The organism is Paenibacillus sp. GCM10027628, from assembly GCF_042676385.1.
Classification (GTDB): domain Bacteria; phylum Bacillota; class Bacilli; order Paenibacillales; family NBRC-103111; genus Paenibacillus_E.
Window position 1 is genome coordinate 62,613 of record NZ_JBHTHA010000009.1, and the last position, 12,158, is coordinate 74,770.

Consider the following 12,158-nt stretch of genomic DNA (forward strand, 5'->3'; position numbering starts at 1 on the left):
GGTTGGTGTGCATAGAGACTTCAGCCCAGCCTTACAAGACAACACCAAATTCATCCGCAAGCCCCTGCAAACCTTCAGGGGTAACGCGGACAGCCCGAACGCCCTCCAGCCGCTCGATCCAGCGGAGCTCAAATAGCCGCTTGGTCAGGGCAGCGCCAAGCGTTCCGGACAAATGATGGCGTCGTTCGCTCCAGTCGAGGCACTGCCGCGCATAGTGGCGCCGCCGCTTGCGCTCCTCTTCGACGTCGACGCCGAAAAGCGCCAGCCGCTGCTTCCCTTCCGGGCTAAGGATGAAATCCTTGCCCTCTTCCTGCAGCAGGCCTAATTGCAGCAGCCGGTCCGTCAAGGCTACGCCGACCTGACCGGCTAAATGATCATAGCAGGTGCGCGCATAGCGCAGCGCCCGCAGTTGGTCTGATTCGCGCAGAGAGCGAATCGGTTTTGGCGAGGCGATGGCTTGCAGCGCCTCTAAGGCATAGGCCACCTCTGCGCCAGCGAGGCGGTAATATTTGTGCCGTCCATACGATTCATGGACGAGCAGGCCCCCTTCCACCATCTTCGACAGGTGGGAGCTCGCGGTCTGCGGCGTTATGCGCGCGGCGCGGGCCAGCTCGCTTGCCGGCAGCGATTTGCCGCCGAGAAGGTGCAGCAAAATCGCTATTCGCGATGGCTCGCCGATCAGGGATGCCACTTCAACGATATTCGGGTTGGTACACATGGATTTCAACCTCCTGTATCCTATATTCATATTTCGATGTGCAACGAAAACAATCCATCATATAATTCAATTATTGAGCATAAACAGTGGATTCATACAATCACAATTCGAGCATAATAGAAATGTGATTGCAAAGCAATAGCGGCTTTTTTGCGGATGTTTGAAGGCTGGCTGCAGGGGGAGAAAACAATGAATCGATATTTGTACGGATTGCTTGTTGTCGTAACAACATCTTTGATGGGTTCATCTTTTGCCGTCGGTAAAATGGGGTTGGCTTATTTCTCGCCGCTGTTGTTGGTGGGCTGCCGGTTTACGCTGGCCGGTCTGATTATGGCTTTGGTCGTGAGAAGAAGACCGCATCCGGGTGCAATTCGACAATGGGGTAAAATCTTGAGCGTAGGGCTATTTCAGACCGCCGGTGTGATGGGCTGCATATTTCTAAGCTTACGGACCATTACGGCGGGGGAGTCTTCCATTTTGACATTTACCAATCCGCTGCTGGTCATCGTGCTGGGAACGCTGTTCCTAGGTGCAAAATATCGAATTTCTCAATGGATAGGTGTCATTATCGGCTGTGTAGGCGTATTTATCACTCTGGGAGTTCACATGCAGCTGCAAATGGGTACGCTGCTTGGGATGGGATCAGCCATTTCATGGGCTATCTCCACACTGCTCATTAAGAAGTGGGGAGCCAGTCTCGATGTCTGGGTCTTAACCGCATACCAAATGCTGTTCGGCGGGCTGCTTCTGCTTGTATTTGGCTTGACCATGGAAACACCGAAGCTAATTATAGGCGTATCCGCACTATGGATTCTGTTATGGTTGGCCATTATGGCCTCCATTGTACAGTTTGCCTCATGGTTCTATCTGTTGAAGCAAGGAGATCCCGGCAAAACGAGCGCCTTCCTGTTCCTCGCCCCTTTCTTCGGGGTTTTATCCGGCTGGCTGCTGCTTGGCGAAGTTGTTGAGTGGTACGTTTATGCAGGTGGCTCGCTCATCCTCATCGGTATTTTCCTTGTGAATTGGACGTACTCCGCCCGAACTCAGCAAGAAACGAAATTGGCTTAAAGGGGGTCCCGCCAGCCGCGGTCGTCCTTCTCATTAGCTAAGCCTCCAAACATTGACTTACATTAGAGGACATTGTATTCTTAGCTGAAACATTAGCGGACATTTGAAATGAAATCTCAAAAAACGGTCCAATCAGCCAGATGAATGTTGCCTGAATGGGTGACGCGAGTTGAACCTGCATTTTTTATAATTATCCTCATCAAGATGAATGGGATGGTGGATGATAAAATGACAGATTTTCAAATGGCTTATTTTTTGTTGGTTGCGATTATAGTAGCTCTAGTTCAGCTTAGAGAAAGACGGGTTCGGGGCTGGACAATATGGATCATCCCTGTGTTGCTGACCGTGGCAACCATTCAAGATGTCATGGTCATATGGTATGACTATGTACTTACGCCTATCATTTTAATACTAGGATTGGGCGCGGGTTTGTTCCTGGGGGCCGTACGGGGAAAAATGACCCATATTCGAAAAAATCCTGAAACGGGCAAATGGACAATGCAAAGTTCGTGGGCTGCTTATCTGATGTGGATTGCCGTATTTGGAGCGGGGATCGCTACAAAGTCAATGGGTAATGATATTCATCTCATCAGAGGTTTTCTACTGATGGCCAGTTTAGGCGCTGTTGTAATGAGAAGAATTTGGATATTTTATATTTATAAAAAATCTGCGGCAAAAAAATAGGACCGCGATGAAGCCATCGGAATGCTTGAGGCCTTAAAGCATTAAAGATCTTGGCCGGGAGTGATAGCATGAAATCGCAAGTCTACGACAAAAATATCATTGTCTACGCTGGGAAGATTACGACACTGCTAATTAACACTTATACAATCATTTCTTATTTATTCTCTACAACGTTGAGCCTCAAGGCGATGTGGATATTAATGCTCTTCGGAATTTTAGGCGTTCTGCAGATAGGATTTCATAAGGATGTTTTCACTCGGAGATCCCTGCTGCTGATCAGTATGGAAACGATATTCATTGTAGTGTTGTACGTATTCGTCGTCATCCAAGTTCCCCAAGTGGTGCTGTTATTTTTACCGCTTATTTTTTGGTGCGGACAAATCCTTCCGCTAAAATACAGTCTTGTTGCTTTAACGGCATTATTTTTCCTTGCCCTCATAACCGGTCACGTCGCAGGCGTTCCTCTTGATATTTCATTTGCAGTATTAAATCCGACGCTGCTGCTTGCTTATTTTCCTGGATGGATTATCCGTCAGGAGAGAAACAATTCGATTCAGACGCAAAAAATGCTCGAGCGAATTCACAAACAACAATCCGAATTGGAAAAAGCCCATATCGAGCTCATCAAATATACGATGGATGCCGAGGAACATGCCGTGATCAAGGAACGAAGCAGAATGGCGGGGGAAATCCATGATACGATCGGGCATTCCTTAACCTCCATTATTCGCGGTCTGGACGCATGCCGCGAGCTGATTCACAACAAGCCGAATGAAGCCGACTCCTTCTTGTTTGCCATGCGGGGCATCGCCAAGGAAGGGCTGGAAGACATAAGGCGTTCCGTTAGATCCGGGCAAGATATGGAGAAATGGTTTTTAGACAAAGATTGGCATTCTATACTCGAACGGTTTGCGCAACAGGTCACCCAGGGGACAGGGATTTCGCTACGTATTTTGACACCAATTGAAATCCCGATCAACACCAGATATGCTGCTTTTCAGTGCATGAAGGAAGCTGTAACCAACGCCATACGTCATGGCCACGCAACCGATATTTCGTTTATCCAAAGAGACACTCCTTCGCAATTCATTGTAGAAATTACAAACAATGGTCTGGTGCCCCAACTGCCCCTAACCCATGGTGTTGGTCTATCTCAGATGAGCACCCGTATGCAGAATACAGGCGGTAAAGTTGAATACACAGTGAATAACAATACTTTTCAAATCGTACTATCATGGCCTAAAAGTGTAAGAAGGGAGGTAAGTACGGGGTGAGTCCAAAGTATCGTATTGTGGTTGCAGATGATCAAACGCTGATTCGCAGCAGTCTGGTCGTCGTGTTGGAGAATCAACACGATATCGAGATCGCAGGTCAAGCTGTCAATGGGCATGAGGCGATTGTTCTCGCCGCAGAGACTGGGCCGGATTTGATTTTAATGGACATCCGAATGCCGGTGATCGACGGAATCGAAGCTACCCGACGGATCCTTTCAGAGTTTCCTGACATCAAAATTGTCGCTTTGACAACTTTTGAAGAGGATGAATTGATCGAAAGCTGCATGTCTGCTGGAGCTGTCGGTTATTTACTCAAAGATTTGACGTCGGAAGAATTGATTAGCTCTGTCCGCTTGATTCGTGCCGGTGGGTCGATCATGCCCACTTCATATGTGAAGCGCTGGGGAAGGAAAATTGGATCGGAACCGGTACATCACAGAGAAGACAAAGCTGACGTCCATTTAACCGAACGGGAACGAGAGGTGCTGCACCTATTAATGGAAGGCTGCAGCAATAAAGAAATGGCAGGAAGAATGTACGTAAGCGAGACTACGATTAAGAACCATCTCTCCAGCATATTTGCTAAAATGGAGGTTCGGGATCGTACGCAAGCGGTGATTTTTGCCACTCAGAACGGTCTAGTCAACTAGCACATTTCATGTATGGTAACCTTATCATTTGAGTAAGGAAAAGGCTCTAGGAGTAGTTTTCCTAGGGTCCACTTTTTATAAAATTAAGATCCATAGCTCGTTGCTGTGGATCTTTTTCTGTTTTGGTTGGTTTATAACTTTGTTACCAGTCTTGTTTTGGTGGCAAATGTCTATAGATATGTACATCATCTGATTCCATGGAGGTTCATCGTTTGAATAATAATGGTGTCTCTGGTACCAAATGAATTAAGCCGAGTCAAAGCACCATCGTTGGCAATGCCTCATACAATGATCAAGGTCAATCGCCTATTTCATTCTAAGCGGAGGTAAAAAAATGTATACGAGTCAACAGATGATGCCTTACACAGGAATGCCGAACATGTACGGTGGTCAACAGATGATGCCTTACACAGGAATGCCGAACATGTACGGTGGTCAACAGATGATGCCTTACACAGGAATGCCGAACATGTACGGTGGTCAACAGATGATGCCTTACACAGGAATGCCGAACATGTACGGTGGTCAACAGATGATGCCTTACACAGGAATGCCGAACATGTACGGTGGTCAACAGATGATGCCTTACACAGGAATGCCGAACATGTACGGTGGTCAACAGATGATGCCTTACACAGGAATGCCGAACATGTACGGTGGTCAACAGATGATGCCTTACACAGGAATGCCGAACATGTACGGTGGTCAACAGATGATGCCTTACACAGGAATGCCGAACATGTACGGTGGTCAACAGATGATGCCTTACACAGGAATGCCGAACATGTACGGTGGTCAACAGATGATGCCTTACACAGGAATGCCGAACATGTACGGTGGTCAACAGATGATGCCTTACACAGGAATGCCGAACATGTACGGTGGTCAACAGATGATGCCTTACACAGGAATGCCGAACATGTACGGTGGTCAACAGATGATGCCTTACACAGGAATGCCGAACATGTACGGTGGTCAACAGATGATGCCTTACACAGGAATGCCGAACATGTACGGTGGTCAACAGATGATGCCTTACACAGGAATGCCGAACATGTACGGTGGTCAACAGATGATGCCTTACACAGGAATGCCGAACATGTATGGCGGTCAACAGATGATGCCTTACACAGGAATGCCGTACATGTATGGCGATCAACAGATGATGCCTTACACAGGAATGCCGTACATGTATGGCGATCAACAGATGATGCCTTACACAGGAATGCCATCCCAGATGGATCCCGACCCACAGATGATACCTCATCCTGGTCTCGTTGAAGCGAAGCAGATTGCTCCAAACCAAATTGAAATTGTGTATGATCAGCGGGCGGACTTAGGAACAGCAACAAATATTTCTAACTATTGGATTAGAAATAATCAGCTGAGAGCTGCCGATATTGCGAATTTGGGGAAAGACGACATGATCACTGCAACAAATGGGATAAGTCCTACAATGGGAATGATTACAGCCACCGACAATTCAAAAATGAGATTTGTAATGACATTTAGAGCAAATGCTACAGCTGGTGTTCAATACACCGTTCTACCTTGCTTTGTTAACTTAGAGGGAAGAAGTGGCTTTATGGGAGAGAATTGGGGCCCATTCAGTAAGAATACCTTTATAGCAAAGTAAATTTCAAAAGGGGAGCTACAATGTAGCTACTTCGTCGTCTTTATGGGGTAGGGCCACATGCCCATCAAGTTAGGATGAAAAGAGCTAAATTGGATCAGGCTCAAGGGTGAAACGATAATATGCATCCCGTATCTTTGTTCTTAGCTTGATGGGCATGTGACGGGACCCCTAAAATCATGAAATTTTTAATAACCCACCCTTTGCGGGCGGGTTATTTGCGTTATGTCGTACCAACGTGACGTTTTATGACTGAGCGTGACGAAAAATGAAAATAATACCTTTGGAAAGCGCTTTACAAATAATTATCAATCACATATAATCATAAATGAGAACAAACAATCAATTGCATGAACGTTTATGCGCAAATTCATCGTGTGGAATAGGGGGGATCGTATTGCTGTTTGAGGAAGAACGTCAGCAGAAGATCGCCGATTATGTTCAAACAAGGGAGCGAGCCTCCGTTCAGGAGCTGGCCCAACATTTCCAAGTATCCGAATCGACAGTTCGAAGAGATCTGAAGATTCTTGAGGAAGAAGCCAAGCTTCGTCGTACGCATGGAGGAGCTGTAGCTTTTGTCAGCGATAATTCAGAACCTACTTTCGTGGAAAAAGAAGACCGCTATCGTTTGCAAAAGGAATTAATAGCCAAAGAAGCCGCGGCCATGGTTCGAGAAGGGGATTCTATTGTACTCGACTCAGGGACTACCACTTATTATTTGGCAAAGGAATTAAAAACATTCAAGAAGCTCACCGTGGTAACCAATTCCGTTGCGGTCGCGCAAGAATTGTCTGCGAATACGGGAATTGAGCTGATTCTTACAGGCGGTACCTTGCGTCATGAAACGCTTGCGATGGTAGGCCCGCTCGCAGAGAAGGCACTTGAGTCCGTGCATGTCGACAAAGCTTTCGTGGCCATCAATGGTCTGGATCCAGTTATCGGACTGACAACGCCGAATATGCTCGAGGCTTCAACGAAACGGGCTTTCTTCCGATCAACCAAGCAGGTCATTTTACTGATGGACCACAGCAAATACGGAAGAGTTTCTTTTGCCAAGGTCGCCGATTTATCCGAGATCGATCAGCTTCTGACGGATGACGGTATTTCGGACAACGCTCTAAAAGAGCTTGATAATGCCGGTGTTACTGTTACCGTCATACAGACGGGGGTGAAGAAGTCATGAAGCCACCTGTTTTGACGATTACACTCAACCCGGCCTTAGACAAAACGGTAACCGTAGAAGATTTCGTCCTTGGCGGACTCAACCGGATTAAGGAATGGAGAATGGATGCGGGAGGCAAAGGGATCAATGTTGCCAAAGTGTTGAAGCATTTTTCCGTTGATGTGACGGCTTGGGGCTTATGTGCAGGGCGCCAGGGGAACGTGTTGACGGATACGCTTACGAGTCTGGGCATCCCGAACTGGTTTGTTCAGGCGAAGGGTGAGACGAGAACGAACTTGAAGGTGTATGTCGAACAGACCCAGGAAACAACTGAGCTGAACGAGCCGGGCTTCACAGTGGACGATGACGTGTTGAGTCAATTTCTTGACCGTTTCAAAGCGGATGTTCGCAATATGTCACTGGTTGTGCTGGCGGGCAGCTTGCCGAAGGGGATACCGCCTGATTTCTATAAGCAGCTAATCATCATTGCAAATGAGGCAGGCGTTCGGACTGTACTGGATGCTGATGGGGAGCCTTTCCTTCATGGCATCGAGGCTGCGCCTTACGTGATCAAGCCGAACATTCATGAGCTGGAGTCGTTCTTCGGAGAAACCTTCCGAACGGATGAAGAGATTATCGATGGGGCAAGAAGATTGGTCGCTAAAGGAATAACTTATGTAGTCGTTTCTTTAGGCGGTGAGGGATCCATCCTTGTAACGGAGAAGGAGGCCATCCGCGCCAAACCTGCTCCAATCACTCCGCTAAGTACCGTGGGGGCAGGCGATTCTATGGTAGCTGCGCTTATTTATAGCATGCTGCGTGGGATGTCGCTCGAGGAAACCGCCAGATGGAGCTCAGCTGCAGGGACGGTAACGGCTTTGAAGCCTGGAACACAGGTTTGCACGCTTGCTGAAGTGGAAGAAATACTAGGCAGCGTTAACATATGGTCTATTCCACAACTAACAAATTCGAACTGAATGCGGGGGGCGTCTTATGAAAAAGATTCTTGCTGTTACTGCTTGTCCAACCGGTGTTGCTCATACGTACATGGCCGCTGAGTCGTTGGCTAAAGCAGCTAAAGAAAAAGATATTCCGATTAAAGTAGAAACCAGAGGTGCCGTCGGCGTTGAGAATGAGTTTACCGAGCAAGAGATTGCCGAGGCTCATGCCATTATTGTTGCTGCGGATACGGATGTGCTGGAGTCCCGCTTTGCCGGCAAGCCGGTTGTAAAAGTGCCAGTGGCGCAGGCGATCAAAAATCCGGCAGGCCTTCTCGATGAAGCGCTCAGCAAAGAGGCTGCTTCTGCCGGCGATTATATGAAGCAGGTCGAACAGTCCAAAGCTCAGCGCAGCGCTTCACGGACCGGAGTGTATAAGCATTTGATGACGGGTGTGTCGAATATGCTTCCATTGGTTGTCGCAGGCGGTTTGCTGATTGCGCTATCATTTATCTTCGGGATTCATGCTTTTGAACAAAAAGGTACCTTTGCTGCATCTTTAATGGATATTGGTGGTGGAGCGGCTTTTGCTCTAATGGTACCGATTTTGGCGGGATTCATCGCCTTCTCTATTGCTGAAAAGCCAGGTCTGGCGCCAGGTCTTGTAGGCGGAATGCTCGCTTCAAAAATTGGTGCAGGCTTCCTTGGCGGCATCATCGCCGGATTCCTTGCGGGCTATGTCGCGAAGCTTTTGAAAGATTACATTAAGATGCCTAGAAACTTTGAAGGCTTAAAACCGATTCTGATTATTCCATTGCTGGCTACTGGGATTACGGGACTTTTAATGATTTATGTGATTGGCGAGCCAGTGAAAGCGATTATGGATGGTTTGACAGTATGGCTCAAATCTCTTGGATCCACCAATGCGGTTCTGCTCGGTATTTTACTGGGAGCGATGATGGCTTTCGATATGGGCGGTCCTGTGAATAAAGCGGCGTATACGTTCGCTGTAGGGTTGTTGGCAAGTGATGTTTATGGTCCGATGGCTGCCGTGATGGCTGCAGGTATGACGCCGCCGCTTGGCTTGTGGCTGGCAACTATCCTGGCTCCGAAGAAATTTACGAAGGAGGAGCGGGATGCGGGTAAAGCGGCTTCCGTACTCGGAATTTCGTTTATCACCGAAGGTGCCATTCCGTTTGCCGCAGGCGATCCGTTCCGCGTGATTCCTTCAATCGTGGTCGGCTCCGCTTTAACAGGCGCTTTATCCATGCTGTTCGGGGCTACACTGCGCGCGCCTCATGGTGGGATATTCGTCCTGCCAATTCCGAACGCGGTTGGCCACGTTGCCTTGTATGCTTTGTCCATCGTTGCAGGAACTGTTGTAACGGCCATCGTGCTGAATATATTGAAGAAGCCTGTCAAAGACTAAATTTTTAATATAAAAATAACCAAACATGAAGGGGGAGGCAAACATCTCCCTCTTGTATATTTAGGAGGATGTCCATATGAATATTCAAGCGCTGCTAAATGAGCAAAGCATTTTAATCCCATTGGAAGCAACAAGCAAAGAAGCATGTATGCAATCCATGATCGATGGACTTGCAGCCGCGGGCTGCATTACGGATAAAGCTGCATATTTGGAGGCGGTTTTGAAACGCGAAGAGACGGGCTCGACAGGTATTGGCTTCGGCGTCGCAATTCCGCACGGGAAGTCTAACGGAGTCAGCAAGCCGGGCGTTGCTTTTGCCAAGCTGGCACAACCGCTTGACTGGAAATCGCTCGATGAGAAGCCTGTAAGCATTGTTTTCATGATCGCTGTGCCGGAGGCTGCGGCGGGCAATGAGCATTTGCAAATTTTGATCGCGCTCTCCCGCAAGCTGATTGACGAGCAATTCCGCGAAAGCTTGCTGCAAGTAACCGAAGCACAGCAATTGATCACGATTTTACAAACTATCTAAGAGGGGATACCTACAATGATTTCAAAGGAACTTACGATCCGGAACGAATCCGGCTTTCATATTCGCCCTGCCCAGCTGTTTACGGAAAAAGCGGCATCTTTTCAATCAACCGTAAAGATTCAATATATCAATGAACCCAACAACGTAATCGTAGACGGGAAAAGCATTCTTGGTCTTATGACGCTGGGGCTGGAAAAGGGCTCTGTCATTACAGTAACAACAGACGGGCCTGACGAACAAGCGGCGCTTGATGCTCTGGCTGAACTGGTTGACAGCGGCTTTGGAGAAGCGTAAAAACGATTAGGACAGTTTGAGGGATAGGAGGAACTGATATGACGGAGAAAATACTGCAAGGGCTTGGGGTATCGGCCGGCATTCGCACAGGTAAAGCATTCGTGTACGAGCCTGTGCGGCTTACGGACATAGAGAAAAAGAAAACGCAGGATACCGCCTTAGAGATTGAACGGCTTCGGGGAGCTAAATCTGCCTGCGAGGCTGAGCTGCATGTTCTGATCGAAAAGGCACAGCGCATGCTTGGGGAAGAAAAAGCCGTAATTCTGAAAGGGCAGATCAGCTTTCTGCAGGATCCCACCTTTTATCCACCCATGGAGAACTTAATTACGGGCGAGCAATTAACGGCCGAAAGCGCGATCCATCAAGTGGTCACGCAGGTTGCCGCTTTGTTTGAAAGCATGAAAAATGAATATATGCGGGAGCGCGCGGCGGATGTCCGTGATGTAGGAAACAGGCTGTTCGCTCAACTGAGCGAACGCAAAGGAACGCAGCTGTCGGATATCGCGGAGCCGGTCATTCTTGTGGCCGATGATCTGACACCTTCCGATACGGTTCAGTTAGACAAAAATCTGGTGCTCGGGTTTGTCACCCGTATTGGCGGAAAGACTTCTCATACCGCTATTTTGGCCAACTCATTAGGGATCGCAGCGATTCTGGGGCTGGGGGAGGGGTTAGATCAAATCCAGCATGAAGATGAGCTTCTGATTGACGGTTCAACTGGAAGCTGCATTGTAAGCCCATCGGCGCCAACTAAAGAATCGTACCATGCGCTCATGCTGCGCGATGAAGCCGAAAAGGCCGAGCTGCAGGCGTATGTAGAACTAGAGGCTGTCACGAAGGACGGTTTCCGCGTAGAGCTGGCCGCTAACATCGGCACAGTGGAAGAATCGGCGAACCTTCTGAGCCAAGGGGCTGAAGCGGTTGGTTTATACCGCACGGAGTTCCTCTTTATGGGTCAGACGCAAATGCCGGACGAGGAAACCCAGTATAAGGCTTACCGGCAAGTAGCGGAAGCCATGAAAGGTCGTCCTGTTGTGATCCGCACGCTCGATATCGGCGGCGATAAGGAGCTTCCTTATCTGGATCTGCCGAAAGAGATGAATCCTTTCCTAGGCTACCGGGCGATTCGACTTTGTCTGGACCGCAAGGAACTGCTTCGTACCCAGCTTCGGGCTATTTTGCGAGCAGGAGTTTACGGGCACGTAAAGATCATGTTTCCGATGATTTCGGGCATGGAAGAATGGCGTCAAGCGAAAGCGATCTATGAGCAGACCCGCGAACAGCTTAGCGTTGAAGGAATTCCTTATGCGGATTCTGTAGAACTGGGGATTATGATTGAAATTCCGTCGGCGGCATTGCTCGCTTCCAGATTTGCCAAGGAAGTAGACTTCTTTAGCATCGGAACGAACGATCTCGTACAGTACACGGTTGCCGTCGATCGTATGAACGAGAAGGTATCCTATCTATACGACTATTTCCATCCCGCAGTTATCCGGTTGATCAAAACGGTTATCGACGCTTCAATCGATGCGGGCAAATGGACCGGCATGTGCGGCAGTATGGCCGGAGATCCGTTGGCTGCGCCGCTTTTGCTCGGCTTAGGCCTGCATGAGTGGAGTATGGCCGCGACTTCGCTTTCCAAGGTGAAGAAAGTGATTACTGAATTGAACCGCAGCGATTGCGCGGCTTTAGCGGAAAGGATCTTGGAGATGGACACGGCGGCCGAAGTCAGGGAAGCGCTGCTGGCGTTCAAATCATAAGACGTTCAAGAAAAAAGGG

The 12,158-nt window shown here is 48.4% G+C and carries 12 protein-coding genes; 11 read left to right on the forward strand and 1 reads right to left on the reverse strand.

Annotation, left to right across the window (positions count from 1 at the left end; translation table 11 throughout):
- Window positions 1-31: 31 nt before the first annotated feature.
- Entirely contained in the window at window positions 32-718 is a 687-nt protein-coding gene (locus ACFQZT_RS10180; protein WP_379299258.1) for an ArsR/SmtB family transcription factor, read from the reverse strand.
- 189 nt (window positions 719-907) lie between these two features.
- On the opposite strand from ACFQZT_RS10180, the gene ACFQZT_RS10185 reads away from it, so the two are divergent.
- The 11 genes from ACFQZT_RS10185 to ptsP all read left to right on the forward strand — a co-directional run bounded on the left by ACFQZT_RS10185 (window position 908) and on the right by ptsP (window position 12,139).
- Complete coding sequence (locus ACFQZT_RS10185; RefSeq protein WP_379299260.1) at window positions 908-1,786, forward strand: DMT family transporter; 879 nt, start codon at window positions 908-910, stop codon at window positions 1,784-1,786.
- Window positions 1,787-2,014: 228 nt separating this feature from the next.
- Entirely contained in the window at window positions 2,015-2,470 is a 456-nt protein-coding gene (locus tag ACFQZT_RS10190) for a hypothetical protein (RefSeq protein ID WP_379299262.1), read from the forward strand.
- 68 nt (window positions 2,471-2,538) lie between these two features.
- The gene (locus ACFQZT_RS10195; RefSeq protein WP_379299264.1) at window positions 2,539-3,744 is read left to right on the forward strand and encodes a sensor histidine kinase; all 1,206 of its coding nucleotides are present in this window, start codon (window positions 2,539-2,541) and stop codon (window positions 3,742-3,744) included.
- The gene (locus tag ACFQZT_RS10200) at window positions 3,741-4,394 is read left to right on the forward strand and encodes a response regulator transcription factor (RefSeq protein ID WP_379299266.1); all 654 of its coding nucleotides are present in this window, start codon (window positions 3,741-3,743) and stop codon (window positions 4,392-4,394) included. Before ACFQZT_RS10195 ends, ACFQZT_RS10200 begins: the two co-directional genes overlap by 4 nt.
- Before the next feature lie 334 nt (window positions 4,395-4,728).
- On the forward strand, window positions 4,729-6,030 hold the full coding sequence (locus tag ACFQZT_RS10205; RefSeq protein ID WP_379299268.1) for a hypothetical protein: 1,302 nt from the start codon (window positions 4,729-4,731) through the stop codon (window positions 6,028-6,030).
- Between the two features lie 394 nt (window positions 6,031-6,424).
- The gene (locus tag ACFQZT_RS10210) at window positions 6,425-7,210 is read left to right on the forward strand and encodes a DeoR/GlpR family DNA-binding transcription regulator (RefSeq protein ID WP_379299270.1); all 786 of its coding nucleotides are present in this window, start codon (window positions 6,425-6,427) and stop codon (window positions 7,208-7,210) included.
- Entirely contained in the window at window positions 7,207-8,166 is a 960-nt protein-coding gene (gene pfkB, locus ACFQZT_RS10215; RefSeq protein ID WP_379299271.1) for a 1-phosphofructokinase, read from the forward strand. Before ACFQZT_RS10210 ends, pfkB begins: the two co-directional genes overlap by 4 nt.
- 16 nt (window positions 8,167-8,182) lie before the next feature.
- Entirely contained in the window at window positions 8,183-9,556 is a 1,374-nt protein-coding gene (locus ACFQZT_RS10220) for a PTS fructose transporter subunit IIC (RefSeq protein WP_379299273.1), read from the forward strand.
- 76 nt (window positions 9,557-9,632) lie between these two features.
- Window positions 9,633-10,085: a PTS sugar transporter subunit IIA gene (locus ACFQZT_RS10225; protein WP_379299275.1), complete on the forward strand. Its 453-nt coding sequence runs from the start codon at window positions 9,633-9,635 to the stop codon at window positions 10,083-10,085.
- 15 nt (window positions 10,086-10,100) lie between these two features.
- A complete protein-coding gene (locus ACFQZT_RS10230; protein WP_379299277.1) occupies window positions 10,101-10,379 on the forward strand; it encodes an HPr family phosphocarrier protein in 279 nt (92 codons plus the stop codon).
- A gap of 38 nt (window positions 10,380-10,417) precedes the next feature.
- Entirely contained in the window at window positions 10,418-12,139 is a 1,722-nt protein-coding gene (ptsP, locus tag ACFQZT_RS10235) for a phosphoenolpyruvate--protein phosphotransferase (protein WP_379299279.1), read from the forward strand.
- Window positions 12,140-12,158: the final 19 nt, after the last annotated feature.